Source organism: Nocardioides sp. LHG3406-4 (assembly GCF_049897745.1).
Lineage (GTDB): Bacteria > Actinomycetota > Actinomycetes > Propionibacteriales > Nocardioidaceae > Nocardioides.
In genome coordinates this window covers 529,278-555,611 of the sequence record NZ_JAFCWV010000002.1, presented here as the reverse complement: position 1 = coordinate 555,611, position 26,334 = coordinate 529,278, and the positions used below count along the sequence as shown (strand labels likewise).

Below are 26,334 nucleotides of genomic sequence, written 5' to 3'. Positions count from 1 at the left end.
TTCGCGGCTGCGTCGAGGGTGAAGTCGAGGGTGATGTCGAGGGTGGTGTCCGGAGACCGGACTAGGCGACCCCGGCCCGGCCGCCGGCGACCACCAGCCGCTGGGCGACCGGCGCGTGCGGCACCAGGCCGAGCGCCGACTCGACGATCCCCAGGAAACGGTCGGCGTCACGGACCAGGTCGTCGGCCTCGCGCTCGGTGACCGCCCGGGTGGACCCGGCCTCGGCGGCCGCGCGCTTGCCGGCACCGGCAGCGAAGAAGGTCGCCCACTCCGCCAGCTCGGGGGCCACGTCGGCCAGCAGCACCCAGGCGTTCTTCTGCCGGCGTCGCCCCGGCGCCGGATGGGCCCGGGCGGCGAGCAGGGCGGCGGTGGCACGCAGCGCAGCCACGTGGGCGCAGGCGTAGCGGCTGGGGACGTCGGCCGCGGTGATCGCCTCCTGCAGCGACTCCGCCGCCCGGGCGAGGTAGGAGTGGGTGGTCGCGGGGAGGAGGTAGGGGTTCACGTCGCTCACCGGGCCCTCAGTCCACACAGCCGACGAGCAGCCAGCGGCCGTCGGACCAGTCGAAGGAGAGGTCGAAGACGCCGCCCCCATCTCCGACACCATCTCCGGGGCTCCCGGGGGCGCTGCTCCCCCGGCCCGCGTGCACCCGCCACATCTCGCGCTCGACGAGAAGGTCGTCAGCCCGGCGATCCGGGTCGGAGCCGGCCTCCCCGATGGGCGCCGCGTCGGTGCCGACCACCGCTCGCACCCCGGCCGACTGCCACCACGGCACGGTCTCCACCCAGTGCGCCACCACGGAGCGCACCTTCCACAGCCGGCCGCGCCACAGGAACTGCTCGGGGCCCTCCTCGGCCGTCTCGGGCTCTCCACCGATCCGCCCTCTGCGGACCTCCACGGGGTCGTCGTACCGCCTCATCTGCTCTCCTCCTCAGCGCCGTCGACCCCGGGGCCGACCCCGGTGACGGTGGGGGTCGAGGTCACCGCCACCGAGGTCGCATCGAACACTTGTTCGAACAACGCCAAGGTACACCGGCGCACCGACAGTTCGTCAATGGTCCGGCGGCGACGGATTCGGGGCCGGTGGACCGCCCGTCAGAGAAGTGGCCGTCGGTGATCAACCGTTCGACCAACCCGACGCCATGGGCTGCGAAGGAGGGTGCCCAGCCGGGTCACGAAGTCGGCGCTCAGTGCGGCTCTCAGTGCGGCTCTCAGTGCGGCTCTCAGTGCGGCTCTCAGTGCTGGCGGAAGTACCGGTTGGTGTCCTTGTGCCAGAGCAGCAGGAGGAGGAACAGGCACAGCACGATCGCCACGACGGCCACCACGGTGAAGAGCACCGGCAGCCCGAGGCGCACCACCACGGCCGCGGCGAGGACGCCGAACAGCGCGGTGGCCGCCAGCGACAGTCGCGCCCACTCGTGGCCCTCGACGAAGAACGCCACGAGCACCAGGACCAGCAGGGCGAAGACGACGAAGAAGACGATCGCCAGCGGCACGAAGGACGGCGCGATCGGGCTGTCCTTGACCGCCTCCAACCCGCCCTCGGCCAGCAGCTTGCGGGCGGCGACGTTGCCCTCGGCCCAGGTGCGGATGACCTTGTCCTGGCGCACCCAGACCAGCACCGCGGCCAGTCCGGTGACGGCGACGAGCGCGAGGAGCACGCGCACGACGAGGGTCACCGACGTCGGCCGGCCCGACGCGGCAGCATGGGCCGACTCACCGGTCGGCTCACCGGCACGGCTGGCGGGCTGGTTGGCGCTGGTCATGCAATCCCCCGATTGGTCGAGCTCGAGACAACGGCGGTGCCCGACAGGCAGTCGGACCCGGTGACTAGGGTCGCACCATGGCGAGCGAGCACCCTTCCATCACCTCTTTCCGGACCGAGCACGCACGTCGCGGCGGCGCCGGCGACGTGGTCATTCTCCCCGACAGCGTCCACACTGCCGCACTCGCCGCCCAGGCGCTGGGCTGCGAGGTCGGCGCGATCGCCAACAGCCTGCTCTTCGACGCAGGGGGCGCGCCGGTGCTGATCCTCACCTCCGGTGCCCATCGGGTCGACACCCACAAGGTCGCGCGGGCGATGGGCACCCCACCGCTCACGCGCGCGAGCCCCGACTTCGTGCGCACCCACACCGGCCAGGTCATCGGCGGCGTCTCCCCCATCGCCCACCCCGTCCCGGTGCCGACCTGGATCGACTCCTGGCTGCGCCGGTACGACGTGGTGTGGGCCGCCGCCGGCCACCCGGCCGCGGTCTTCTCGACCACGTTCACCGAGCTCGTGTCGATGACCGGCGCGACCGAGATCGACGTCGAGTGACGGACCGCCCCATGGAGATCTGGCTCAACCCCTCGTGCAGCAAGTGCCGGGCGGCCGTGACCGCGCTCGACGAGGCCGGTGTCGAGCACACCGTGCGGCGCTACCTCGACGACGTGCCCACCGTCGACGAGCTCGCCGACGTCGTGGCCCGCCTCGGCGTCGAGCCCTGGCACATCGCCCGCGACAAGGAGGCCCGTGCCGCGGGCATCGACCTGCCCCGCGAGCCCGCCCACCGCGCCGACTGGCTGGCGGCCCTGGCCGCCCACCCGAGCGCGATCCAGCGACCGATCATCACGGCCGCCGACGGCACCACGGTGGTCGCCCGCGACGCCGAGACGCTCGCGCGGGTCATCTCCCACGGCACGGGGCAACCCGGAGGCCCGGCCACGGCGTAGGAGGGGTGACACCCACCGGTCGACAAGGAGCACCCCGATGCGTCGCGAGCAGCGCGAAGCGGACTTCACGGAGTTCTACGTCGCCCGGCGCGCGGCCCTGCGCCGGACGGCGTACCTCGTCGTCCGCGACTGGCACACCGCCGAGGACCTCGTCCAGCAGGCGATGGTCAAGGTGTACGCCGCCTGGCCGCGCGTGCGCAGGGACTCGGCCGACGCGTTCGCCCGCAGGGTCGTCGTCAACGAGTGCCTGAGCCACCTGCGCAGGCGCCGCGACGTTCCTGTCGAGGAGCTCCCCGACCGCGCCGTCCACGGGGCCGAGGCCTCGCCGCTCGACGTCGGGGCCGCGCTCGACCTGCTCGCCCCGCGGCAGCGGGCGATCGTCGCGCTGCGCTTCCTCGACGACCTCTCGGTGGCCGACGTCGCGCACGCCCTGGCGATCACCGAGGGCACCGTCAAGAGCCAGACCGCCAAGGCGCTGGCCACGCTCCGCACCCATCTCCCCCAGCTCGTCCTGACCGAGGAGTCTCGATGACCGAGCAGGATCTCGCCACCCTGGTCCGCGACCACGTGTCCTACGACGAACCCGCCTTCCAGCACAGCCCCGTCGAGGTCGTCACCCGAGGTCGCCGGGTCGTACGCCGCCGGCGTGTGCTGGCCGGCCTCGCGGGCGCCGCGGTGCTGACGGTCGGCGCCGTGGCCCTGCCGCAGCTGCGGTCCGAAGGACCCGGCACCGACCGGGTCATCGACCCGGCGATCACCCAGGCCCTCGACGCGTACGACGCGGCGCAGATGCCGCGCATCATGGACGACCATGCCCGCTCGGTCTTCAGCGCCTCGGTGCCCGACCTCGGGCCGGCCGAGTTCGTGGCGTTCGACTCGCAGTCCCAGGAGCTGCCGCCGCGCTACTGGGACAGGGCCAGCGGCCTCGCCATGCAGTACGGCGCCGACTCCGAGCACCGGCTGTCGCTCACGGTCGAGCACGCCCGCAGCTTCGCCGAGGGCGACCCCGACAGGTACTGCGCGGAGGGCCTCGATGCCGGCTACTACGTCGAGTGCAGCGTCGACCGCACTCCCGACGGCGACGTCGCCATCACCACCCTGAGCGCCAAGCGGCCGATGCGCGACAGCGCCGGGCTCCAGGCCTGGAACGACAACTTCATGGCCGTGACGGCCGACGAGCTGCCCTCCATCGCGCCCGATCGGCTGTGGTTCTCCAGCGACGTCAAGGTCATCAAGTCCGAGACGTTCGTGACCTTCACCAGCGAGACCGTCCGCGCGCCCGACCTCGCGACCGCCCGCGAGCGACTCGTCGTACCCACCGCCGACCTCGCGAGGATCGGCCTCGACCCGGCGCTGGTCATGCCCGTCCCTCCGAGGGGTGAGCGCGGCTGCCCGCAGTGGACGATGCCGACCAAGGACATGACGGTCAGCTGCACCGCCGACGCCGGCTGACCGCTGGTCGACTGAGCCGCGGTCGGCCACACTGACGGCGTGGACTCACTCTCACTGGTGTTCTCGAGCGGCTGGGCGAGCGGCGTCAACGCCTACCTCGTGATCCTCGTGCTCGGCATCACCGACCGCGTGCAGGACCTGAGCCAGGTGCCCGACGTCCTGCACCGTGGCGACGTCCTGGCCGTGGCGGGGTTCCTCTACGCGATGGAGTTCGTCGCCGACAAGATCCCCTACGTCGACTCGACGTGGGACGTCATCTCGACGGCCATCCGACCCACGGTGGGCGCCGTGATCGGGGTGCTCCTCGCCGGTGAGGCGTCCTCCCTCGACCAGGCCGTGGGCGCCGTGGTCGGCGGCGGCACCGCCCTGCTCTCGCACCTCGTCAAGGCGGGCGGCCGGCTCGCCATCAACACCTCGCCGGAGCCGTTCTCGAACATCGGCGCCAGCCTCGCGGAGGACGTGGCCGTCCTCGGTGTCGTCGCCTTCGCGATCCAGAACCCGCGAGCGGCCGCCGCAGTGGCCGGCGTGCTCCTGCTCGTGGGGCTGGTGCTGCTCGTGGTCGTGGGTCGCTTCGTGCGCCGTGGCTGGCGGCGCTGGAAGAAGCGCGACGTGGTGCCCGCCTAGTCTGTCCGCCATGCGCGTGGTGGTGATCGGTGGCGGCTTCGGCGGCCTGGCCACGGCCGCGCGGCTGGCCAAGACCGGGCATCGGGTCACCCTGCTCGAGCGCTCGACCGGGCTCGGCGGCGCGCTGGCCACCCGGTCGCGGGACGGCTTCGCGTGGGACGCCGGCCCGACGACGACCCTGCTGCCGGCGGTGGTCCGGGACCTCTTCCGCAAGACCGGACGCCCGCTCGAGCGCGAGGTCGACCTGGAGCCGGTCGACCCCCTCCGCGAGCACCGCTTCGCCGACGGCTCCACCTTGGCCCTGCCCGGCGGCTCGCGAGCCGGCCAGGTCGCGGCCTTCGAGGCGCTCGGCCCCGGCCTCGGCCGATCGTGGACGGCGTACGTCGACCCGCTCGCCGACGACTGGGAGCTGCTGCGGCGCGACTACCTCGAGCGGCCGTGGGACCCGACCTTCGCACCCCGAGAGCTGACGGCACGGCTCACCGGCCGCGAGGTGCTGCACCGGCGGCTGCGCAAGGCGTTCTCCGACGAGCGGCTGCGGCAGGTGGCGGCGCTGCCGTTCACCGCCGACGGCCACGACCTGCGCAACGTGCCGGCCTGGGCGGGCGTGGTCTCCTACCTCGAGCAGCGGTTCGGCTCCTGGCGGGTGCCCGGCGGGATGGCGGGGCTGGGCCTCGCGCTCGTACGCCGCCTCGAGACCCGCGGGGTGGAGGTGCTGACCTCGACGCCGGCGCTCGACGTGGTGGTCCGCGACGGCCGCGCCGTAGCCGTGGCCACGCCGTCGGGCCGGATCGACGCCGACGCCGTGGTGTGCGCGATCGACCCGCGCCGGCTGCCCGCGCTGGCGACGTACGTGCGGGCCACCATGCCCGCGATCCCGCCGGTCGTCGCGCACGTCGGTCTCGAGGGCGGCGTGCCCGACCTGGCCGGCGAGGTGGTCCTGCATCCCGGCGACCCGGTCAAGGAGCCCCTGCTGATCGTGCGCCCCGGCGGTACGGCGCCCGAGGGGGCGCACGCGTGGACGGTCCTGGGCCGGGGCCGGCTGTCGGAGGACGTGCTGGTGGCGCTGGCCCGGCGCGGGCTCGACGTACGTCAGCGGCTCGTCACCCGGCTCGACCTGAGCCCGCGCGACCTCGTCGACGAGTGGGGCGGCTCCCCTCTCGGCGTGCTGTGGCAGGGCCGGTCCACGGTGACCAGGCGGCTGGGCCCGACCACGCCGGTCCCCGGCGTCTACGCCGCCGGTGCGCATGCCACTCCCGGCTCCGGACTGCCGTACGTCGGCCTCTCGGCAGCGCTGGTGGCGCAGGCGATCGGCCCCGCGGGCTGAGCTCAGAGCAGCTCGAAGGTCACCGTCACGCCGGCGCCGATCCGGGTCTCGCCCGGCTCGATCCTGGCCGTGCTCGTGGAGGCCGCGCGCGCGAGCTCTCCGGTCTCCATCGGCCGCGCACCCCCGCCCTCGACGACCTGCTGCACGGCGCCGAGGGTGGCGTCGCTGAGCGCCGCGAGCTGGGCCGCTCGCTCCCGGGCGTCGGCGTACGCCGCCTCGCGAGCCCGGCCCTGCGCGGCTGCGGGATCGGACACCTCGAGGGTGACGCCGTCGAGCTGGAGGGCGTCACCGATCTCCTGGGCCAGGTCGGTCAGCAGGCTGCCTGCCGCGGTGAGGTCGGGGCAGCCGATCGCGAGCCCGTGCCGGGCCTCGAAGCCACGGGCCTCGCCCTGGTTGTCGTGCCAGGTCCAGACGTTGAGGCCCTGCGAGGCGATGCGGTGCGGCTCGGTGTGCCGGCGGGCGACCTCCCCGATCCGCTCCACCGACGCCGACACGGCGGCGAACGCCTCGGCCACGCCGGCGGCCCGGCGCACGGCGGCGACCCGCACCACTGCGGAGTCGGGGACGGCCGGGGCCGACCCGTGCCCGGTGACGGTGACGGTGCGCATGCGCATGCGCCGACGGTAGCCCTCAGACGGGCAGGCGCAGCGCCTGGAAGATCTCGCGGGTCGCCTTCGACCGGTTCAGGGTGTAGAAGTGCAGCCCCGGCGCGCCGGCAGCGAGCAGTGCCTCGCACAGCTCGGTGGCGATGGCGATGCCCTCGGCACGCAGCGCGTCGGGGTCGTCGGCCAACGACAGGATGCGCGCCTCGGTCTCCGCCGGCATCTCGCGGCCCGACATGTGCACCATCCGGCGCATGGAGTTGAGGTTGAGGATGGGCATGACGCCGGGGATGATCGGGAAGTCCACGCCGAGGGCGCGGGCCCGCTCGACGAGGCCGACGTAGTCGCTGGCCCGCAGCACCATCTCGGTGACCGCGAACTCCGCGCCGGCGTCGTACTTCGCCTTCAGCGCGAGCGCATCGGCGTCGAGGCTCTCGGCGTCGCGGTGGCCTTCGGGGAAGGCGGCCACGCCGACCGACACGTCGGCGTTCTGCTTGATGAAGGCGACCAGCTCGGAGGCGTAGGTGACCCCGCCCTCGGTCGGCACCCACGGCGTGCCGGGACCCGCCGGTGGGTCGCCGCGCAGCGCGAGCACGTTGCGCACGCCCGCCTGCTCGAGGTCGGCGAGGATGCCGGCGATCTCGTCGGTCGTGTGGCCCACGCAGGTCAGGTGCGCCATCGGGAGCATCGAGGTCTCGCGCGCGATCCGCTCGGTGATGGCCACGGTGCGCTCCCGGGTCGACCCTCCGGCGCCGTAGGTCACCGAGACGAAGGTCGGCGCCAGCGGCTCGAGCTCGCGGATCGAGCGCCACAGGATCTCCTCGCCCGCCTCGTCCTTGGGCGGGAAGAACTCGAACGAGAACGACCGCCCGCCCTCGCGGACGAGCTCGCCGATGCCGCGGGCAGGATCGTTGCTCATGGCCCTGATCCTAGGGAGGGGGCGGTCCCGGTCACGGCAATGTCCACTGGCTAGTCTCACCAGGGTGATCGCCCCGTCCCCCACCTCAGGCTGGGACGCCGCGGCCTTCAGGGCCTCCGTGCAGGCCGCCCTGGACACCTTCCTCGACGACCAGGCCGACCGGCTCGCCGCCCTCGGCAGCGACGCCGCCCGGCTGCTCGCCGAGGCCCGGGCCAGCGTCCGCGGCGGCAAGCGGTTCCGCGCCGCCTTCTGCTACTGGGGCTACCGCGCCGTGCGCGAGCCGGTCGACGAGGCCGCGCTGGTCCGCGCGTGCGCCGCCCTCGAGCTGCTGCACGCGAGCGCCCTCGTGCACGACGACTACCTGGACGCCTCCGACACAAGGCGCGGCCGGCCCGCTACGCACCGCACGTTCGAGGCCCAGCACCGCACCGCCGGATGGCGCGGCGACCCCGAGCAGTACGGCGCCGCGGCGGCGATCCTGCTCGGCGACCTGCTCCTGGCCTGGTCCGACGAGATGTTGCGCTGCTGCGGGCTCGCCGAGCCCGACGTGAGCCGGGCGCTGCGCGTGTTCGACCTGTGCCGCAGCGAGGTGATCGCCGGCCAGTTCCTCGACGTGTCGGTGCAGGCGCGCGGGCGGGCCGACGTGGACACCGCGATGACCGTGCTGCGGTTCAAGTCCGCGAAGTACTCCATCCAGCGGCCCCTGCACATCGGCGCCGCGCTCGCCGGCGCGGACGAGGAGACCGTGCGGGTGCTCGGCGGTTTCGGCCTGCCGCTGGGCGAGGCGTTCCAGCTGCGCGACGACCTGCTCGGTGTCTTCGGCGACCCGGCCGTCACCGGCAAGCCGGCCGGCGACGACCTGGTCGAGGGCAAGCGCACAGTGCTCGTCGCCCTGGCCCTCGACGCTGTCGGTCGCGACGACGCCGCACTCCTCGACGCCTCGCTCGGCTCCGCGCTGTCCCCCGCGGAGGTCGGCCGGCTGCGTGAGGTGATCGACAGGTCAGGTGCGCACGCGCAGGTCGAGGAGGTCATCGAGGCCCTGGCCGACCGGGCGGTCACCACGCTGGAGGGCGCCGAGATCGACGAGGTCGCCCGCGGCGTACTCCGCGAGCTGGCTGCCGCCGCGACCCAGCGGGTCGTCTGAGCCGGGATCCACCGCGACTTGTCACAGGCCGGCCTCGGCCGGTGTCTCCATGTCCCGACCACAGGACACCAGGAGCAGGCATGAGCAGTCACACCCGAGTTCCCAGCACGGAGATCACCGGCGTCTACGGCGCCGTGATGAAGAGGTTCAGCCGCAAGATGTTCGGCGAGGTGCCCGAGCCCCTCGGGGTGATGTGGAACCACCCCGCCTCGCTCAAGGCGGGCATGGCCCTCGGCAGGAAGGCCGCGTCGTGGCACGAGTGCGACCGGGACCTCAAGTCCTACGCCCACATGGCTGTGGCGGCCCTGATCGGCTGCTCGTTCTGCCTCGACCTGGGCTACTTCCAGGCGCACAACGAGGGGCTCGACGTCGCCAAGGCCCGCGAGGTGCCGCGGTGGCGTGAGTCCGACGTCTTCTCGCCGCTGGAGCGGGACGTCCTCGAGTACGCCGAGGCGGCATCGCAGACGCCGCCCACCGTGACCGACGAGCTCTCCGCCCGCCTGCTCGAGCGGATCGGCGCCGCCGGGCTGGTCGAGCTCACCGTGTGGGTCGCCATCGCGAACCAGATGGCGCGGACCAACGTCGCCCTCGGCATCGAGGCCCAGGGGTTCTCGGCGGCGTGCGGGCTGGCGCCTCTCGCCCGGCCCGGCGGGATAGCGTCGCAGGCATGACCGACGACCCGTTCGTCACCCACCGTCGCCTGCTCTTCACGGTCGCCTACGAGATGCTGGGCTCGGCGGCGGACGCCGAGGACGTCGTCCAGGAGACCTGGCTGCGGTGGGCCGGTCTCGGTGAGACGGCCAGGGCCGACGTACGCGACGCGCGGGCCTACCTGGTGCGCATCGTGACCCGGCAGGCGCTCAACCGGCTGCGCACGGTGGCACGGCGTCGCGAGGACTACGTCGGGCCGTGGCTGCCCGAGCCGCTGCTGACGAGCCCCGACGTCGCCGACGACGTGGAGCTCGCCGAGAGCATCTCGATCGCGATGCTGACCGTCCTCGAGACGCTCGGGCCGGCTGAGCGGGCGGTGTTCGTGCTGCGCGAGGTGTTCGAGACGCCGTACGACGAGATCGCGGAGGCGGTCGGCAAGTCGCCGGCCGCGGTCAGGCAGATCGCCCGTCGCGCGCGCGACCACGTCGCCGCCAGGCGGCCGCGGATGCGGGTCGACCGCGCCGAGCAGGAGTCCGTCGTCGAGCAGTTCCTCGCGGCCCTGCAGGGTGGCGACGTGCAGGAGCTCCTCGACCTGCTCGCCCCCGACGTCGTGGTCAGGTCCGACGGGGGCGGCGTCGTGAACGCGTCGCGGCACCCGATCCAGGGTGCTCGACGCGTAGCGCAGCTGCTCGCCCGTTTCGATCAGCACGCACCCGGCGCCGTCGTGGGCACGATCTGGCTCAACGGGGCCTGCGCCGCCCGGATCGAGCTCGGCGGCGAGGTCAAGGGTGCGGTCAACCTCGTGATCGAGGACGGTCGGATCAGCCGGATCGACGCGATCTTCAACCCGCACAAGCTGACCCGGCTCGACGTGCCGGCGGAGCTGAGCCGCTGATGCGCCTGAGGGCGCAGCCTCGAGGCGACCGTGGGGTCAGAAGGCCATCGACTGCGCGCGGCGCTTGACCTCGGAGCCGCGGTTCTCGCGCAGCGCGTCGATGGGCCGGCCGGGCAGGTCGAGGTCGGTGAACAGCCAGGCGATGCTCTGCCGGTCGTCGTACCCACCGTCGTGGAGCACCGTCAGCAGCCCGGGCAGGCCCTTGACGACGAGGCCGTCCTGCACGAAGTCGGCCGGCACCTGCTGACCCGCGCCCGGAGAGGGCACGGCGGCGGCGAGCTCGTGCTCGCGAATCATCGTGCGGACGCGGCTGACCGAGACTCCCAACAGGCGTGCGGTCTCGGCCCAGTCGATCCAGTCGGGTACGAGGACGGACAGGTCGGGCCCGTCGGGCTGCTCACTCATGGGACAACTCTCCCACCCCATGGGAGCACGTCACACGTCGGACACCTTCACACCGGCGTGCGCCTTGTAGCGGCGGTTGATGCTGATCAGGTTGGCGGTCAGCGCCTCCACCTGGTGGGCGTTGCGCAGCCGGCCGGCGAAGACGCCCCGCATGCCGGGGATCGCGTCGGCCAGCGCCTGCACCAGGTCGGTGGCCGCACGCTCTTCGCCGAGCACGAGCACGTCCATGTCCACGCTGGCCACGTCGGGGTCGTCGAGCAGCACCGCGCTGACGTGGTGGAACGCCGCCACCACCGTTGCCTCGGGCAGCACGGCCTGCGCCTGCTGCGCGGCCGACCCCTCGTCGACCGGCAGTGCGTAGGCGCCCTGGTTGTCGAAGCCGAGTGGGTTGACGCAGTCGACGACGACCTTGCCGGCCAGCAGCGGGGCCAGGCCGGCCAGCAGGTCGCGGTGGCCGTCCCACGGCACCGCCACGACCACGACGTCGCCCTGCTCGGCGGCCGTGGCGTTGTCGGCCCCGCTCACGACGCCGCCGGTCGCGGCGGCGAGCTCCGTGGCCGTCTCGGCCGCCCGCTCGGCGCTTCGGCTGCCGATCACGACCGGGATCCCTGCGGCGGCCCATCGTCGGGCGAGGCCGCGCCCCTGGGGTCCGGTGCCGCCGAGCACGGCGACGATGCGGCCAGTGATGTCACCGGTGCTGGAAGTCATGGCCCAAGCGTGGCAGTACGCCGACGGCGCTGGCCTACCGGCCCGTCGAACTCCGGCGGCAGAACCCCTGTGTGACCACCGCCTGACGGGCGCTGCGCCACGCCGCAACGGGACACATAAGCCCCCGCGCGCCGTCGATCCGTACGATTGAGGCCCGGATCCTTCCCCATCCGGAAGACGGAGGTCCAGCCGTGCAGCCAGACGAGCGCGCCCGCAGCGTCCGCGCCGGTGCTGGCGACCCCTTGGTCGGTCGGCTCCTGGACCGTCGCTACCGCATCGGCGCGCGCATCGCCCGCGGCGGCATGGCCAGTGTCTACGAGGCCACCGACATCCGGCTCGACCGCGTCGTGGCGGTCAAGGTCATGCATCCCGGGCTCGGAGACGACGACGAGTTCGCCGCCCGCTTCGTGCGCGAGGCCCGGGCGGCTGCCCGGCTCTCCCACCCCAACGTGGTCGGCGTCTTCGACCAGGGCGAGGAGGACGGCGTCGTCTTCCTCGCGATGGAGCTCGTCTCGGGCCACACGCTGCGCGACGTCATCCGCAAGGAGGCGCCGATGTCGCCCTCGCGGGCGCTGGCGCTGCTCGAGCCCGTGCTCTCCGCGCTGGCCGCCGCCCACCGGGCCGGCCTCATCCATCGCGACATCAAGCCCGAGAACGTCCTGATCGCCGACGACGGCCGGGTCAAGGTGGCCGACTTCGGGCTGGCCAAGGCGGTGAGCACCGACACCCAGCACACCGCGACGGGCGGCGTACTGATCGGCACCGTCTCCTACCTCGCGCCGGAGCTGGTCGTCGACGGCCGGGCCGACGCCCGCGCCGACGTCTACGCAGCCGGGGTGGTGATGTACGAGCTGCTCACCGGCCACAAGCCGCACGAGGGCGAGTCGCCGATCCAGGTCGCCTACAAGCACGTGCACGAGGACGTCCCGGCACCGTCGGTGCTCGTCCCCGGCCTCCCGGCGTACGTCGACGCGCTGGTCGCCCGGGCCACGGCCCGGGACCGGGGCCAGCGACCGGCCGACGCCGCCGTGCTCCTGCACCAGCTGCACCGCGTCGCCCAGGCACTCGCCGCGGGCGTGCCCGAGGACCCCGAGCTGGTCGCCGACCTGATGCCGATCCGGGGAGCGGCGCTGGACCTGCCCGACCTCGAGGACGCACCCGAGTGGCTCGACACCAGCGACCTCGCCGAGGTGCGCGCCGCCCCGGCGGAGCACCCGACCACCAGCGTCGTGCCAGTGCCCGTCTCGCCGCACACCACCTCGATCGAGCCGCACGCATCCATGGCTCCGGGGCCACGTGGGCGCATCGACCGGCTGCCTGCCCCGCGTCCCGACGTACGACCCGCGGCCGGGACCCCGCGCCGCTCCCGGCGCGGCCCGGTCACGCTGGTGCTGGCCCTGCTGCTGGTCGGGGTGCTGGCCGCTGGTGCCTGGTGGTTCGGCTCGGCCCGCTACACGACCACCCCCGGGGTGCTCGGCCTCGAGCAGGCCGCCGCCGAGGCCCAGCTGGGCAAGGCGGGCCTCGACGCCCAGGTCACCGACCCGGCGTACTCCGAGAGCATCCCCGCCGGCCAGGTGCTCGCCACCGATCCCAAGCCCGGCGACCGGGTGCTCGACGGCGGCACGGTGACCCTGGTGCTCTCGGCGGGCCCGGAGCGCTACTCCGTGCCCGAGCTGCAGGGGCGGACGCTCGACCAGGCGCAGGACGCGCTGCTCGCCACCAACCTGGCGTTCGGCAAGGCCGTCGAGAGATACAGCGAGACCGTGCCCGAGGGCGTGGTGATGGCCAGCGATCCCGTCGTCGGAACCGCTCTCAAGCGCGACGCCTCGGTCAACGTCGTCGTCAGCAAGGGCCGCAAGCCGCTGACGATCAAGGACTGGACCGGCAAGCCTGCCGACCGTGCCGAGCAGGCGATGGAGAAGCGCGGGCTGGTCGTCGACCGCCAGCAGGAGCAGTTCAGCGCCACCGTGCCGGCCGGTGCGGTGATCAGCCAGAACCCCACCACCGGCACCCTCTTCAAGGGCGAGACGGTCACCCTCGTCGTCTCGAAGGGACCCGAGCTGATCGAGGTCCCGCAGGTCGTCGCGATGGGCGTCGAGGCCGCGACCGAACGACTTCAGGAGCTCGGGTTCCAGGTGCAGGTGGAGCACTCCGACAGCTACATCGGCGTCGGGTTCGTGTTCAGCTCCGATCCCGGGGCCGGCGAGATGGTGGCCAAGGGCTCGACGATCACCCTGTACCTCGTCTAGCTGTACCTCGTCTAGCTGCACCTCGTCCGGCCGCCAGCCGGCTGCCGAGTGCCTCGCACCCGGTCACTAGGGTTCCGAGCATGAGCGGCACCCCTGGCGATGCGCACGACGTCCACGACGCGCAGGACGCCGCCACCCGTCGTACGACCCTGCTCGCGATGCTGGCCCTGCTCGCCATGACGGCGTGCTGGGGGTCGACGTTCTTCCTCATCAAGGACCTCCTCGACCGGGTGCCGACCCTGGACTTCCTGGCCGTCCGGTTCGCCATCGCTACGGTCGCCCTGCTGGTCATGGCGCCCCGCGCCCTGGGCCGGCTCTCGGCCGACTCACGACGACACGCGCTCGTGCTGGGCCTGCTCTACGGCGTCGCGCAGATCCTCCAGACGGCCGGGCTCGCGCACACGGCGGCCAGCGTCAGCGGCTTCATCACCGGCATGTACGTCGTGTGCACGCCGCTGCTGGCCGCCGTACTCCTCAAGAGCCGGATCACCGCGATGACCTGGCTCGCGGTCGCGCTCGCCACGGCCGGCCTGGCCGTGCTCACCCTGCAGGGCTTCGCGGTGGGGTACGGCGAGGCGCTCACGCTCGTGGCCGCGATCCTCTACGCGCTGCACATCGTCGGGCTCGGGGCCTGGTCGAGGCCGGGCGAGGCGATCGGGATGACGATCGTGCAGATCATGGTGATCACGGTGGTCTGCTTCGTCGCCACGATCCCCGACGGCATCGTGCTGCCGAGCACCGGCCGCGACTGGTTGTCGGTGGTCTACATGGCGGTGTTCGCGGGCGCGCTGGCGCTCGTCGCCCAGACGTGGGCGCAGGCCCACCTGCCGCCGACCCGCAGCGCGATCATCATGAGCATGGAGCCGGTCTTCGCGGCCCTCTTCGCCGTGCTGCTGGGCAGCGAGTCGGTCACCGGCCGGCTGCTGCTCGGCGGCTCCATGGTCTTCGCCGCGATGCTGGTCGTCGAGCTGGCGCCCCGGCGCAAGCTCGAAGGTGAGGTGACCCACATCGCCGTGTGACGAGCCTGCCCCGACCGCCGGGCGGTTGGGCAAACGCGCTGGCGACTGCTTACCCTGTCGAGCGTCCTGAACGCCGGGAGGATCTGATGGCGACCTGTGCCACCTGTGGCCGCGACGTGGGCGCTGGGCGGTTCTGCACCAACTGCGGAACGCCGGTGTCCGAAGGCGTTGTCGCGACCGCCCAGTTCGAGCGGGTGCCGCTCGTCGTACCGGACGCCGGGCCGCGCCCGCACCGCGAGGTTCCGCGCTGGCTGCCGTGGCTGCTGGGCTGGCTGCTCCTCGCCGTCATCGCAGCGATGGTCGGCTGGGCGGTGGGCAGTGACGGGTCGCCCGCAAAGGGTTCCGCCGGGTCGTCCGCTGGGCCCGCCAGCGACGCACCAGCGTCCCCCGGGTCGGCCCCCCTGCCCGCCGGAGCCTCCGACATCACCGCGACGGCCACCGCCGCGGCGCCCGAGACCGCTCCACCCAACCAGGACCTCGACGGCAAGACGGTCACCTACGACGCCGTGCACATGCTCGACGGAGACCCGTCGACCGCCTGGCGGATGCCGGGCGACGGCACCGGCGTCGTACTCACCTTCACGCTGCCCGGGCCGACCCGGATCGCCTCGGTGGGGCTGGTCAACGGCTACGCGAAGGTCGACGGCCCGGTGGACTGGTACCCCCGCAACCGCCGCATCACCTCGGTCACCTGGGGCTTCGACGACGGCAGCACGCTGGACCAGGAGCTCATCGACAGCCCGGCGATGCAGACCATCGGCACCGAGGGCGTCGTCACGTCGACGGTCACCCTCACCCTGGACACCGTCTCCGCGCCCGGCGCGCGCGCCGGCCGGGACTACACCCCGGTGAGCGACGTCCGGCTCGGCGGGTCGTCCGCCTGACCCACGCCGTACCCGTTGAGTTGCGCGTCCGTACCCGTTGAGTCGCGCGTCCGTTCCTGTCGAGTTGCGCGTCCGTACCTGTCGAGTTGCGCGTCCGTTCCGTGCTCGATACGACGGCGCAACTCAACGGGTACGACGGCGCAACTCAACGGGGGGTGAGGCGGGCGAGCACGGCGGCGGCGTGTTCGGCATCGGCGCGGGTCACGTCGAGGTGCGTCACGATGCGTACGGCGCGCGGGCCGACCGCTCCGATGCGGACCCCCTCCTCGGCGGCACCGGCCACGAACGCCGCCGCGTCGTCGCGGGGCACCACGACGATGTTGGTCTCGACCCCGGCCGGGTCCACGCCGCACGCCTCGGCCAGCAGGCGGGCGTGCTCGTGGTCGTCGGCCAGCCGCTCGATGTGGTGGTCGAGGGCGTGCAGCCCGGCGGCCGCGAGGATGCCGACCTGGCGCATCCCGCCGCCCATCCGCTTGCGCCAGATGCGTGACTCGTCGATGTGCGCCTGCCGGCCGACGACCAGTGACCCGACCGGGGCGCCGAGGCCCTTGGACAGGCAGACGGTCAGCACGCCCGCACAGGCGCCGTACTCGCTGAGCGGGACGCCGGTCGCGACGTGCGCGTTCCACAGCCGCGCCCCGTCCATGTGCAGCCAGGCGTCGTGCCCGTCGACGACGTCGCGCAGCGGCAGGATGTCGTCGGGACGCAGCACGGTGCCGCCCGCGAAGTTGTGGGTGTTCTCGATCGAGACCATCCGCGTCTGCACGAAGAACGGCCCCATGTCGGGAGCCCACATCGCCTCGATGGCGGCCAGGTCGATGCCGCCGCGCGGGTGGGTCCAGGTGCGCATGGTCACGCCGCTGTAGGCCCCGTGGGCGCCGAGCTCCGCGCGGGCGATGTGCGCCGACGACTCGCACAGCACCTCGGTGCCCGGTCCGGCGCCCAGCCGCACCGCGAGCACGTTGGCCATCGAGCCGGTGGGCGTGAACAGCGCGGCCTCGTGGCCGAACATGCCTGCCACCCGCTCCTCGAGCTCGCGGACCGTCGGGTCCTCGCCGTAGACGTCGTCGCCGACGGGTGCGGCGGCCATCGCCGCCCGCATCGCGTCGGTGGGCTGGGTGAGGGTGTCGGAGCGGAGGTCGATCACGGGCAGAACCTACCGCCGGACCAGAGGCAGCCTGTGAACGACCCGTGTTTCGACGCGCCCGTCGCGCCGGCTCGCAAGCTCGCCAACGCGGGGCTTGCTCTACCCCTTCGGCCGACGCAGCCCGCTCGTCCCTCGCGGTCTGCTGGCCTCAGGCCTTGCGCAGCATCTTCGCCACGAGGAACGACAGCTCGAGCGACTGCACCCGGTTGAGGCGCGGGTCGCAGACCGACTCGTAGCGGTCGGCCAGGCCGGCCTCGTCGATCTCCTCGCCACCGCCGACGCACTCGGTGACGTCGTCGCCGGTGAGCTCGACGTGGACACCACCGGGCCAGGTGCCGACCGCGCGGTGCACGTCGAAGAAGCCCTGGACCTCCTCGATCACGTCGTCGAAGCGGCGCGTCTTGTAGCCCGAGGACGCCTCGAACGTGTTGCCGTGCATCGGGTCGCACACCCACGCGACGTTGATGCCCGCCGCGGTCACCTTCTCGACCAGGGTCGGCAGGCCGTCACGGATCTTCCCGGCGCCGAAGCGGGTGATGAAGGTCAGACGCCCGGCCTCGTTGTCGGGGTTGAGCTTGCCCGCGAGCGCGATCGCGTCGTCGGCCGAGGTGGTCGGTCCGAGCTTGACGCCGATGGGGTTCTTGATGTGGCTGATCAGCTCGACGTGCGCTCCGTCGAGCTGGCGGGTGCGCTCGCCGATCCAGACGAAGTGCCCGGAGACGTCGTACGGCATCTGGGTGCGGCTGTCGATGCGCGTGAGCGAGTGCTCGTACTCCAGCACCAGCGCCTCGTGGCTGGAGTGGAAGTCGACCCGGTGGAACTCGTCCGGGTCCGCCCCGATCGCCTGCATGAAGGTCAGGGCCCGGTCGATCTCGGCCGCCACCAGCTCGTAGCGCTGGCCCGCGACCGAGTCGCGGACGAAGTCGGTGTTCCAGGTGTGCACCTGGCGGAGGTCGGCGTACCCACCGGTGACGAACGCGCGCACCAGGTTGAGCGTCGCGGCCGAGGAGTTGTAGACGTCCACGAGCCGCTGCGGGTCGGGCACCCGCGACTCGGGGGTGAAGGCGTAGCCGTTGACCGCGTCGCCGCGGTAGGCGGGCAGCGTGATGCCGTCGCGGGTCTCGAGGTCGGAGGAGCGCGGCTTGGCGTACTGGCCCGCGAGCCGGCCGAGCTTGACCACCGGCACGGAGGCGGCGTACGTCAGCACGACCGCCATCTGCAGCAGGACCCGGAGCTTGTTGCGCACGTTGTCGGCCGTCACGCCGTCGAAGGTCTCGGCGCAGTCGCCGCCCTGGAGCAGGAACGCCTCGCCCCGGGACACGGCTGCGATCTTCTCCTTCAGCTCGTCGCACTCGCCTGCGAAGACGAGTGGCGGCACGGTGCGGAGGCGGGCCACGGCCGCGTCGACGGCAGCGCGGTCGGGGTAGGACGGCTGCTGCCTTGCGCCCATGGCGTGCAGCTGTTCGAGGGTGGGGACTGTGCTCACGACATCCAGGGTACGGCGACCGGGGGCGCCGGCCGATTCATGGCCGATGGGCGGTCGGTTCAGCGGTCGTCGGCGTCCTCCAGGTGCTCGATGTCACGGAAGCCGGTCTTCTTGGCGCGGATGCCGCGGTTGGTCAGCCAGGTGAGGACCCAGAGCACGATGCCGACGACGAGCAGGCCGCCGGCGATCTGGTACTGCTCCTGCTGGTCGTCGCTGCGGGCCCACGGCCCGGCCAGGAAGGCACACGCGACCGCGCCGATCAGGGGCAGCACGGTCGGCGCCCTGAAGTGGTCGTGGTCGACGGGCTGCTTGCGCAGGATCAGGACCGCGATGTTGACGATGGTGAACACGCACAGCAGCAGCAGCGCGGTCGTCCCGCCCAGCAGCGCGACGGAGGTCGCACCGTCCTCGGAGCCGCTGGCGCGGACGACGTAGATGATCAGGCCGAACGAGATCAGGGTCGTGAAGATGATCGAGACCCACGGCGTGCGCCGCGTCGGGTGCACCTTGCCGAAGGTGCGGGGCAGCACGTCCTGCCGGGCCATGCCGTAGATCAGCCGGCTGGCCATCAGCATGTTGATCAGGGCGGAGTTGGCCACCGCGAACATCCCGATGAAGGGGAAGATCGTGTCGAACGGCAGGTCGGGCGCACCGGCCGCGACGACCTGCGTCAGTGCCTGCCCCTTCTCGGGATCGATGAGGTCGCCGACGGGCACCAGCGCGACGGCGGTGATCGAGACGAGCACGTAGATCGTGCCGGTGATGCCGAGGCCGGTGAGCATCATCTTCGGGAAGTCCCGGATCGGGTTGCGGCACTCCTCGGCCATGTTGACGGAGTCCTCGAAGCCGACCATGGCGAAGAAGGCCAGCGAGGTAGCCGCGGTGACGGCGAAGAACGTGCTCTTGTCGCTCGGGCTCTCGAAGACGACCACGCGGGAGAAGTCCGCGTTGCCCTGGGTGACGGCCCACAGGCCGATCATGATGATCAGCAGCAGGCCGGAGAGCTCGACGAGGGTGAGTACGACGTTGGCCTTGACGCTCTCGCCGACACCGCGGAAGTTGACCAGCGCGACCAGGGTCATGAAGGCCAGGGCGATCAGGAGGATCCCCATGCCGCCCACCTCGAAGCCGAGGTCGAACCCGTCGTTGAGGAAGCCCGCGAAGGCGTTGGACGCCGTCGAGGCGGACGTGATGCCCGAGCACATCACCGTGAACGCGACGAGGAACGTCACGAAGTGCACCCCGAACGCCTTGTGGGTGTAGAGCGCCGCACCAGCGGCCTGGGGGTACTTGGTCACCAGCTCGAGGTAGGAGAACGCGGTGACGGTCGCGACCGCGAAGGCGACGAGGAACGGCGCCCACGCCGCGCCCCCGACCTCGCCCGCCACCGAGCCCGTCAGTGCGTAGACGCCGGTGCCGAGGATGTCGCCGACGATGAACAGCAGCAGGAGCCTCGGCCCCATCACCCTGACGAGGTCCGGCTCGTCCCCGTTCACGTCCGTGGTGTCGGTCTCGCTGGCGCTCATGGCTGCTCCCTCCGTGGCCGGGTCGCAGGGGCCCGGATCAGCCCATCGTGACCCAGATCACAACGAAGTTCCAGCACCGGCTGCCTCGTCGGCCCGTGGCGCGTCGGCCAGCGCCCCAGCGGCTGGGCCGAGGCGCGGCTGCTCAGCCGAAGAAGACCGCCGCCTCGCCGTACTCCTTCTCGCTGACGAGCTTGAGCTCGCCGGTGCCCTCGATGAGCGGCACGCGGACGATGTCGGTGCCGCGCAGCGCCATCATCGTGCCGAACTCGCCGTCTGCGACCGCGTCGATCGCGTGCAGCCCGAAGCGGGTGGCCAGCCAGCGGTCGAAGGCGGTCGGGGTGCCGCCACGCTGGATGTGCCCGAGTACGACGGCGCGGGCCTCCTTGCCGGTCCGCTGCTCGATCTCGCTGGCGAGCCGGTCGCCGATGCCGCCGAGCCGGACATGCCCGAAGGCGTCCTTCTCCCCCGACACCAGCGTCATGTCGCCCCCCTCACGCGGCACCGCGCCCTCGGAGACGACCACGATCGGGGCGTACTGGCTCTTGAAGCGGGTCTCGACGTGCGCGCAGACCTCGCCGATGTCGAAGGGCTGCTCGGGGATGAGCACCATGCTGGCGCCGCCCGCGATGCCCGCATGCAGGGCGATCCAGCCCGCGTGCCGACCCATCACCTCCACCACCAGCACCCGGTGGTGCGACTCCGCCGTGGTGTGCAGGCGGTCGATCGCGTCGGTGGCGATGTTGACCGCGGTGTCGAAGCCGAAGGTGAAGTCGGTGCCGGAGAGGTCGTTGTCGATCGTCTTCGGCACGCCGACGACCTTGACGCCGAGGTCGGCGAGCTTGGTGGCGACGCCCAGGGTGTCCTCCCCGCCGATGGCGACCAGCGCGTCGACGCCGTCCTGCTCGAGGTTGGTCCGGATCCGCTCCACGCCGTTGTCGACGTTGAACGGGTTGGTGCGCGAGGACCCCAGGATGGTGCCCCCGCGGGGCAGGATCCCGCGGCACTCCTCGATCCCGAGTGGCTTGCTCAGCCCTTCGAGCGGCCCCTTCCAGCCGTCGCGGTAGCCGACGAACTCGAAGCCGTGCTCATGCACGCCCTTGCGCACGACCGCGCGGATGACGGCGTTCAGGCCGGGACAGTCCCCGCCTCCGGTGAGTACTCCGACGCGCATGGACCCTCCGCTGCTCGGGAAATTGGAACGTTCACAACCTTGGCGAGAGTAGCGACCGTGGGCCAGGGTTGGCGACCGTCACCCGCGCGACACGGCCGTTCCGGGTCAGCTGGCCACCGGCTCGGCCTGGTTGGTGACCCTCGCGGCTGCCGCCGGCATGATCGCGGCCAACCGGTTCACTACCAGGACCGTCACCGCGGCGAGCGCGAGCATGAGGACCCACAGCGGCTCCGGCCCGCGATCGAGCAGCCACGCGAAGAGGACCGGCGCGATGGTGCCGCTGAGGTTCCACGCGAGCTGGATCAGCGAGAGGTAGCGCCCGCGCAGGTGGTCGGGCGAGGCCTCCGCCGACAGCGCGGCGAGCACCGGCCCGCCGGTGAGCTCGGCGAGGGTGTAGACGATGCCGCCCAGGACGACCGGGCCGGTGGCGACGGCCGGAGCCAGCCACCCGCACACGAGGAACACCACGAACGACGCCGCGAAGACGGCCTGGGTGAGCAGGAGCACGCGCGAGCGCACCCGCCCGGTCATCGCGTTGACCACCAGACCCTGCCCGAGGCCGACCATGATGCAGTTCACCGTGAAGATCACGCCGGTGATCCAGCCCGGCAGGTCGAGCACCTCGACGACGTAGACCGGCATCGCGAAGTTGAGGACCATCATCGGCATGGAGTAGCCCATCTGGGCGACCACGAGCAGCCGGTAGGGCCGGTCGGCGAGCACGGTCCGCCACGAGCCGGGCAACGCCTGCTGCCCGCCCCGGGCGGTGGCCGGCACCGCCAGCAACAGCCAGAACGCGACGACGTACGTCGCGGCGTTCGCGGCCACCACGGCCTCGAACGCCAGGTCGGTGCCGATGGCCAGCGCGATGCCGGAGGCCACCCCACCCACGGCGAAGCCGACGTTGCGCAGCGCCCCGAGGAAGCCGAACCAGCGCTCCCGCTCCCCCGGCCGTGAGATCGCGGCGACGATGTTGCCGTAGGAGCCCCAGAACGCCGTGCGGCCGACGGTGACCACGATCGTCCAGAGCAGCACCGCCGCGAACGACTCGGTGAACAGGTAGGCCACGAACCCGGCGGCCTGCAGGGCGTTGCCGGCGAGCAGCACCTGCTTGGCGCCGAAGCGGTCGACGAGCGCGCCGAGGACCGGGCCGGCGGGAAGGGAGACCGCCGAGGCGATCGAGATGGCGGCCCCGACCTGGAGCAGGCTCAGCGGGGTGACCGCGAGGAAGTAGAGCATCGTGAGCGGCATGAAGACGCCGCTGCCGAGCGCGTCGACGGCGATGGCCGTGACGAAGCGCCGGTGGGGGCCGATGGACGGGAAGCCGAGGCGGGAGAGCACGTGCACATCCTCCCCGGCGGCACCGACATCCCCGCAAGCGAGTTTCGGTCACCAACGCTACCTCCGGGCCACTAGCCTCTCGCCATGACGTTCTCGATCGTGGCCAGGTCCGACGACGGTGAGTCCTGGGGGGTCGCCGTCGCCTCGAAGTTCCTCGCGGTGGGGTCCGCGGTGCCCGCCGCCGTGGCCGGGGTGGGCGCCATCGCGACCCAGGCGTCGGCCAACGTCGCCTACAAGGGCCTGGCCCTCTCCCACCTCGACGAGGGCGCCACCGCCGGCGTCGCCCTGCAACGGCTGCTCGAGGAGGACGACGGGCGTGACCATCGCCAGGTGGGCATCGTCGACGTCGACGGGAACGCCGTCTCCCACACCGGCCGGGAGTGCTTCGACTGGGCGGGCGGCGTCACGGGCGCCGGCTTCGCGATCCAGGGCAACATCCTCACCGGTCCCGAGGTGGTCGACGCGATGCTGGCCGCCTGGGAGGGCTCGGTCGGCACCGCCTTCGAGCGTCGCCTGCTGGCGGCCATGGAGGCCGGCGACCGAACGGGCGGTGACCGCCGCGGGAGGCAGTCGGCCGCGCTGCTCGTCGTACGGGACGGAGCTGGGTACGACGGCCTCGACGACATCGCCGTCGACCTGCGCGTCGACGACCACCCCGAGCCGCTCACCGAGCTGGCCAGGCTGCTCGACCTCAACGACCTCTACCTGACCGCGTCGACCGACGAGGAGAAGGTCGAGATCGACGCCGCGCTCGGCGAGGAGATCGGCGCGCTCGTGCGCGCAGCCGGCCACCCCGACCTGGCCGCGTGGAGCGGCTCGGAGAACTACGAGATGCGGGTCGCCGCCGATGGCAGCTGGATCGACCGGCGGGTGCTGGCGATCCTGCGACAGCAGTGATCAGCGGGCCGGCTTCGTGGCCAGCACGTTGAACTCGTTGTAGACGAAGGCCCTCCCCGCCGCGCGTGGAAGCGGGAAGCTCCGCCACGGCCGCGGCTCGAGGCCGACGGTCCGCGCCAGGTCCTGGAGGTCCTCGCCCGTCGTCCACCGGACGTGGGTCGGGTCGGAGGCGTACCCACGTTCCTGGGGGCAGATGAAGAGCACCTTGCCTCCGGGTCGCAGGTAGGGCACGTAGGAGCGCATCAGGTCCTCCCCGGCCGTCGGGGGCAGGTGCTCGATGACGTGGGCGACGAGGAACCCGTCGAAGGACTCGGCCACCCGCAGCTCGGACTCCTCCCACTCGGCGGTCGTGAGGGCCGTGAGCCCGCGCTCCCTGGCGACGCCGACAGAGACCGCATTGTGGTCCACCCCGACCGAGCCCGGTGGCAGGGACGTCAGGTTGCGCCCGAGCCCGCAGCCGATGTCGAGCGTGCGGCCCAGGTCCTGACGGCGCAGGTTCCACCGGTACGGCGCCTGGACGTTCAGCACCCGCTTCCACAGCGCGCCCTCCTTGGCCTGCAGGCGGCGTGCGTAGTCCTCACCTCGGGTGTCGCGCATGGCCGTGACCCTAGCCTCGTGCCCGTCCCGGCCGGCGGCACTAGGTTGGGCCGCGACCTGCCCCCGTGAAGGAGCTCCCGACATGTCCGTCCTCGCCATCGACGCCGGCACCACCGGCGTGACCGCGGTCGTCGTCGACCCCGACGGGACGATCGCCGCGAAGGGCTACCAGGAGTTCGCCCAGCACTTCCCGCGACCCGGCTGGGTCGAGCACGCCCCGGAGGAGATCTGGCAGGCGACGCTGGAGGCCACCCGCGAGGTGCTGACCAAGGTCGACGCGAGCCGGCTGCGCGGCATCGGCATCACCAACCAGCGCGAGACGGTCGTGCTGTGGGATCGCGAGACCCTGGGCTCACCGCGACGGGCCATCGTCTGGCAGGACCGGCGTACCGCCGACATCTGCACCCGGCTGCGCGAGGAGGGCCACGATGACCGCGTCAGCGAGCTCACCGGCCTGCGCCTCGACCCGTACTTCTCCGGCACCAAGCTGACGTGGCTGGCGGAGAACGAGCCGCACACCTGGGCGCTCGTCGAGTCGGGCAGGTACGCCGTCGGCACCGTCGACTCCTACCTCGTCGCCCGGATGACCCGGGGCACGTGGCACGTCACCGACGTCAGCAACGCCTCCCGCACCCTGCTCTTCGACCTGGAGGCCGGCGACTGGTCCGACGAGCTGTGCGGGCTCTTCGGCGTGCCGCGCGACGCCCTGCCGGACGTCGTACCCAGCTGGGGGGAGATCGGATCGTCCGACGCCTCGTCGTTCTGCGGGCTGTCGCTGCCGATCGCGGGCATCGCCGGGGACCAGCAGTCCGCGCTCTTCGGCCAGACCTGCTTCGACGAGGGCGACTCCAAGTGCACCTACGGCACCGGGTCGTTCATCCTCACGAACACCGGCACGACGGTGCAGCGCTCGGATGCCGGGCTGCTCTCGACCGCGGCCTGGCGCTCACCCGACGGCGTGCTCACCTACGCCAACGAGGGCGCCATCTTCGTCACCGGGGCGGCCGTGCAGTGGCTGCGTGACGGCCTCCAGATCGTCGGGTCCGCAGCGGAGACGCAGGCCGTCGCGGCGACCGTCGACGACACCGAGGGCGTGGTCTTCGTGCCCGCGCTGACCGGCCTGGGGGCACCGCACTGGGACCCGCACGCACGCGGGCTGATCATCGGGCTGACCCGCGGCACCACCCGTGCCCACATCGTGCGGGCGACGCTCGAGGCGATCGCCTTCGAGGTCCGCGACGTGCTGGAGACGATGCCGGAGCTCTCCTCCCTGCGCGTCGACGGCGGGGCCGCGGCCAACGACCTGCTGTGCCAGATCCAGGCCGACCAGGTCGGAGTGCCGGTCGAGCGACCCGAGGTCGTGGAGACCACCGCCCTGGGTGCGGCGTTCCTCGCCGGGCTCGGCACGGGCATGTGGTCCTCCACCGACGAGCTGCGCGACACGTGGCAGCTCGACCGCAGGTTCACCCCCCAGGGCGACCGAGCCGCGGCGGACGCGGCCCACGCGCGCTGGACCCGGGCGGTCGAGCGGTCGAAGGGCTGGGCCGACGACTAGCCCCACCCGGCGTCTGGGTCAGCGTCTCGGTCTCGGGAGCCGCACCCGCAGCGCGGACGCGGTCACGAGCTAGTCGAGCTTCGCGAGCGCCGCCGCTGCCGCCTCGCGGTCGCGGATCGCGGCGGCGAGGGTCTCCTCCGCCTCGGCCCGCACGTCCTCGGCGTCCGAGAGCTCGTCGTCGACCTCCTCGGCGGTGGCCTCGTGCTCGGCGATCTGCCGGCGCAGCTCGTCGATCTGGGCCTGCACCTGCATGCTGCGCGCCTCGAGCTCACCCACCTCGACCGCCGCCGTGTCGTAGGCCTCCTGGGCCTCGGCGACCCCGGCCTCGGCGGCATCGAGCTTCTCCTGCGCTGCCTTCCGCCTCTTCTGGTCCGCCTCGGGATCCGGTACGACGTGCAGCTCGGGCCGCGCGGCCGGCGGCTCGTCGTCGGCCTGCCTGACGGAGGCCGTGAACCCGAGCGCCCCGGGCGCCGCGACCACCGCTGCCACGTCGACGGCCTCGACCCCCGTCGCGGCGAGGGACGCGGTGAGCATCCCGCTGCGGACGGCGGCCGCCGCGCCCTCGTCGAGCATCGCGGCGGTCAGCGTGGCCTCCACCTGCTCGACGACGGAGTCACTCAGCCGCTGGCGCTCGTCCGCCGCGCAGGCCCGGACCCGGCTGCTGACCGCTGCGGTGAGCTGGCGCCGCTGACGCGTGAGCGCGCGCAGCTCGTCGCCGTCGAGGTTCGCCTGGGCCTCCCGCAGGGCCGCGCCGACCGCGATCACCTGCTCGACCTGCTCGGCCTCGCGGCGTACGAACAGGTTGACCGCCCACGCCGCCACCGACGGCTTCCTGAGCAGCTTGACCCGTGCGGAGAGCTCCTTGTCGGAGGCCTTCAGCTCCTTGACCCGGGCGTCCCTGGCGGCCGTGAACTCGGCGACACCCAGCGCGTAGAGCTCGTCGGCGATGGCCAGCAGCGGGTCGGTGGACACGCCGCGAGCATAGGCGGCAGCCGCGTCAGCCGCCGTCCGGCGCCCCCTGCCCG

At 72.6% G+C, this 26,334-nt stretch carries 28 protein-coding genes; 14 read left to right on the top strand and 14 right to left on the bottom strand.

The window, feature by feature from the left end:
* Window positions 1–61: 61 nt before the first annotated feature.
* The 3 genes from ACP7BP_RS08750 to ACP7BP_RS08740 all read right to left on the bottom strand — a co-directional run bounded on the left by ACP7BP_RS08750 (window position 62) and on the right by ACP7BP_RS08740 (window position 1,764).
* On the bottom strand, window positions 62–511 hold the full coding sequence (locus tag ACP7BP_RS08750; protein ID WP_426244188.1) for an SAV_6107 family HEPN domain-containing protein: 450 nt from the start codon (window positions 509–511) through the stop codon (window positions 62–64).
* A gap of 7 nt (window positions 512–518) precedes the next feature.
* Window positions 519–917 carry a DUF6504 family protein gene (locus ACP7BP_RS08745; protein WP_426244187.1) on the bottom strand — a complete coding sequence of 133 codons (399 nt, stop codon included), beginning with the start codon at window positions 915–917 and terminating at the stop codon, window positions 519–521.
* A 316-nt stretch (window positions 918–1,233) separates the two neighbouring features.
* On the bottom strand, window positions 1,234–1,764 hold the full coding sequence (locus ACP7BP_RS08740; protein ID WP_426244186.1) for a hypothetical protein: 531 nt from the start codon (window positions 1,762–1,764) through the stop codon (window positions 1,234–1,236).
* Window positions 1,765–1,841: 77 nt separating this feature from the next.
* On the opposite strand from ACP7BP_RS08740, the gene ACP7BP_RS08735 reads away from it, so the two are divergent.
* From ACP7BP_RS08735 to ACP7BP_RS08710, 6 genes are read left to right on the top strand one after another with little or no spacing between them, the layout of a single operon-like run.
* Window positions 1,842–2,315 (top strand): YbaK/EbsC family protein, encoded by a 474-nt coding sequence (locus ACP7BP_RS08735; protein WP_426244185.1) that lies wholly within the window; start codon window positions 1,842–1,844, stop codon window positions 2,313–2,315.
* Window positions 2,316–2,326: 11 nt separating this feature from the next.
* Complete coding sequence (locus ACP7BP_RS08730) at window positions 2,327–2,710, top strand: ArsC/Spx/MgsR family protein (protein WP_426244184.1); 384 nt, start codon at window positions 2,327–2,329, stop codon at window positions 2,708–2,710.
* A 37-nt stretch (window positions 2,711–2,747) separates the two neighbouring features.
* A complete protein-coding gene (locus tag ACP7BP_RS08725) occupies window positions 2,748–3,242 on the top strand; it encodes a SigE family RNA polymerase sigma factor (RefSeq protein WP_426244183.1) in 495 nt (164 codons plus the stop codon).
* Window positions 3,239–4,162, top strand: coding sequence for a hypothetical protein (locus tag ACP7BP_RS08720; protein ID WP_426244182.1), 924 nt, complete (start codon window positions 3,239–3,241; stop codon window positions 4,160–4,162). The genes ACP7BP_RS08725 and ACP7BP_RS08720 overlap by 4 nt, the downstream gene beginning before the upstream one ends.
* A gap of 39 nt (window positions 4,163–4,201) precedes the next feature.
* Window positions 4,202–4,786, top strand: a complete 585-nt coding sequence (locus tag ACP7BP_RS08715; protein WP_426244181.1) for a DUF4126 domain-containing protein — start codon at window positions 4,202–4,204, stop codon at window positions 4,784–4,786.
* A 10-nt stretch (window positions 4,787–4,796) separates the two neighbouring features.
* Complete coding sequence (locus tag ACP7BP_RS08710; protein WP_426244180.1) at window positions 4,797–6,113, top strand: phytoene desaturase family protein; 1,317 nt, start codon at window positions 4,797–4,799, stop codon at window positions 6,111–6,113.
* Window positions 6,114–6,115: 2 nt separating this feature from the next.
* Here the strand turns inward: ACP7BP_RS08710 and ACP7BP_RS08705 are convergent, their stop codons facing one another.
* Window positions 6,116–6,727 (bottom strand): SIMPL domain-containing protein, encoded by a 612-nt coding sequence (locus tag ACP7BP_RS08705; RefSeq protein WP_426244179.1) that lies wholly within the window; start codon window positions 6,725–6,727, stop codon window positions 6,116–6,118.
* A 16-nt stretch (window positions 6,728–6,743) separates the two neighbouring features.
* Entirely contained in the window at window positions 6,744–7,634 is an 891-nt protein-coding gene (gene metF / locus ACP7BP_RS08700) for a methylenetetrahydrofolate reductase [NAD(P)H] (protein ID WP_426244178.1), read from the bottom strand.
* Between the two features lie 64 nt (window positions 7,635–7,698).
* Between metF and ACP7BP_RS08695 the strand changes: the two genes are divergently transcribed.
* The 3 genes from ACP7BP_RS08695 to ACP7BP_RS08685 all read left to right on the top strand — a co-directional run bounded on the left by ACP7BP_RS08695 (window position 7,699) and on the right by ACP7BP_RS08685 (window position 10,324).
* Window positions 7,699–8,778 carry a polyprenyl synthetase family protein gene (locus ACP7BP_RS08695; RefSeq protein ID WP_426244177.1) on the top strand — a complete coding sequence of 360 codons (1,080 nt, stop codon included), beginning with the start codon at window positions 7,699–7,701 and terminating at the stop codon, window positions 8,776–8,778.
* An 80-nt stretch (window positions 8,779–8,858) separates the two neighbouring features.
* Window positions 8,859–9,449 (top strand): carboxymuconolactone decarboxylase family protein, encoded by a 591-nt coding sequence (locus tag ACP7BP_RS08690; protein WP_426244176.1) that lies wholly within the window; start codon window positions 8,859–8,861, stop codon window positions 9,447–9,449.
* Complete coding sequence (locus tag ACP7BP_RS08685; RefSeq protein ID WP_426244175.1) at window positions 9,446–10,324, top strand: RNA polymerase sigma-70 factor; 879 nt, start codon at window positions 9,446–9,448, stop codon at window positions 10,322–10,324. The genes ACP7BP_RS08690 and ACP7BP_RS08685 overlap by 4 nt, the downstream gene beginning before the upstream one ends.
* Window positions 10,325–10,360: 36 nt before the next feature.
* Here ACP7BP_RS08685 and ACP7BP_RS08680 read toward each other — a convergent pair whose 3' ends face one another.
* Together ACP7BP_RS08680 and npdG are read right to left on the bottom strand one after the other, a co-directional pair.
* A complete protein-coding gene (locus tag ACP7BP_RS08680) occupies window positions 10,361–10,729 on the bottom strand; it encodes an Rv2175c family DNA-binding protein (RefSeq protein WP_426244174.1) in 369 nt (122 codons plus the stop codon).
* A gap of 30 nt (window positions 10,730–10,759) precedes the next feature.
* A complete protein-coding gene (gene npdG / locus ACP7BP_RS08675; protein ID WP_426244173.1) occupies window positions 10,760–11,437 on the bottom strand; it encodes an NADPH-dependent F420 reductase in 678 nt (225 codons plus the stop codon).
* A 191-nt stretch (window positions 11,438–11,628) separates the two neighbouring features.
* Between npdG and pknB the strand changes: the two genes are divergently transcribed.
* The 3 genes from pknB to ACP7BP_RS08660 all read left to right on the top strand — a co-directional run bounded on the left by pknB (window position 11,629) and on the right by ACP7BP_RS08660 (window position 15,589).
* Window positions 11,629–13,686 carry a Stk1 family PASTA domain-containing Ser/Thr kinase gene (gene pknB / locus ACP7BP_RS08670; RefSeq protein ID WP_426244172.1) on the top strand — a complete coding sequence of 686 codons (2,058 nt, stop codon included), beginning with the start codon at window positions 11,629–11,631 and terminating at the stop codon, window positions 13,684–13,686.
* A gap of 80 nt (window positions 13,687–13,766) precedes the next feature.
* Window positions 13,767–14,705: a DMT family transporter gene (locus ACP7BP_RS08665; protein WP_426244171.1), complete on the top strand. Its 939-nt coding sequence runs from the start codon at window positions 13,767–13,769 to the stop codon at window positions 14,703–14,705.
* 155 nt (window positions 14,706–14,860) lie between these two features.
* Complete coding sequence (locus tag ACP7BP_RS08660; protein WP_426244170.1) at window positions 14,861–15,589, top strand: NADase-type glycan-binding domain-containing protein; 729 nt, start codon at window positions 14,861–14,863, stop codon at window positions 15,587–15,589.
* A 145-nt stretch (window positions 15,590–15,734) separates the two neighbouring features.
* Here ACP7BP_RS08660 and ACP7BP_RS08655 read toward each other — a convergent pair whose 3' ends face one another.
* The 5 genes from ACP7BP_RS08655 to ACP7BP_RS08635 form a co-directional block, all read right to left on the bottom strand.
* A complete protein-coding gene (locus tag ACP7BP_RS08655) occupies window positions 15,735–16,736 on the bottom strand; it encodes a threonine aldolase family protein (RefSeq protein ID WP_426244169.1) in 1,002 nt (333 codons plus the stop codon).
* A 148-nt stretch (window positions 16,737–16,884) separates the two neighbouring features.
* Complete coding sequence (locus ACP7BP_RS08650; RefSeq protein ID WP_426244168.1) at window positions 16,885–18,222, bottom strand: class II 3-deoxy-7-phosphoheptulonate synthase; 1,338 nt, start codon at window positions 18,220–18,222, stop codon at window positions 16,885–16,887.
* A gap of 59 nt (window positions 18,223–18,281) precedes the next feature.
* A complete protein-coding gene (locus tag ACP7BP_RS08645; RefSeq protein ID WP_426244167.1) occupies window positions 18,282–19,748 on the bottom strand; it encodes an APC family permease in 1,467 nt (488 codons plus the stop codon).
* A gap of 142 nt (window positions 19,749–19,890) precedes the next feature.
* Window positions 19,891–20,919 (bottom strand): 6-phosphofructokinase, encoded by a 1,029-nt coding sequence (locus ACP7BP_RS08640; protein ID WP_426244166.1) that lies wholly within the window; start codon window positions 20,917–20,919, stop codon window positions 19,891–19,893.
* Between the two features lie 105 nt (window positions 20,920–21,024).
* On the bottom strand, window positions 21,025–22,260 hold the full coding sequence (locus ACP7BP_RS08635; protein WP_426244165.1) for an MFS transporter: 1,236 nt from the start codon (window positions 22,258–22,260) through the stop codon (window positions 21,025–21,027).
* Between the two features lie 84 nt (window positions 22,261–22,344).
* Between ACP7BP_RS08635 and ACP7BP_RS08630 the strand changes: the two genes are divergently transcribed.
* Complete coding sequence (locus tag ACP7BP_RS08630; protein ID WP_426244164.1) at window positions 22,345–23,157, top strand: DUF1028 domain-containing protein; 813 nt, start codon at window positions 22,345–22,347, stop codon at window positions 23,155–23,157.
* Here ACP7BP_RS08630 and ACP7BP_RS08625 read toward each other — a convergent pair whose 3' ends face one another.
* A complete protein-coding gene (locus tag ACP7BP_RS08625; protein ID WP_426244163.1) occupies window positions 23,158–23,754 on the bottom strand; it encodes a class I SAM-dependent methyltransferase in 597 nt (198 codons plus the stop codon). It abuts the gene before it with no gap.
* Between the two features lie 82 nt (window positions 23,755–23,836).
* Here ACP7BP_RS08625 and glpK point away from each other — a divergent pair, with 82 nt between their 5' ends.
* Complete coding sequence (gene glpK / locus ACP7BP_RS08620; protein ID WP_426244162.1) at window positions 23,837–25,309, top strand: glycerol kinase GlpK; 1,473 nt, start codon at window positions 23,837–23,839, stop codon at window positions 25,307–25,309.
* Between the two features lie 69 nt (window positions 25,310–25,378).
* Here glpK and ACP7BP_RS08615 read toward each other — a convergent pair whose 3' ends face one another.
* On the bottom strand, window positions 25,379–26,281 hold the full coding sequence (locus ACP7BP_RS08615) for a hypothetical protein (protein ID WP_426244161.1): 903 nt from the start codon (window positions 26,279–26,281) through the stop codon (window positions 25,379–25,381).
* Window positions 26,282–26,334: the final 53 nt, after the last annotated feature.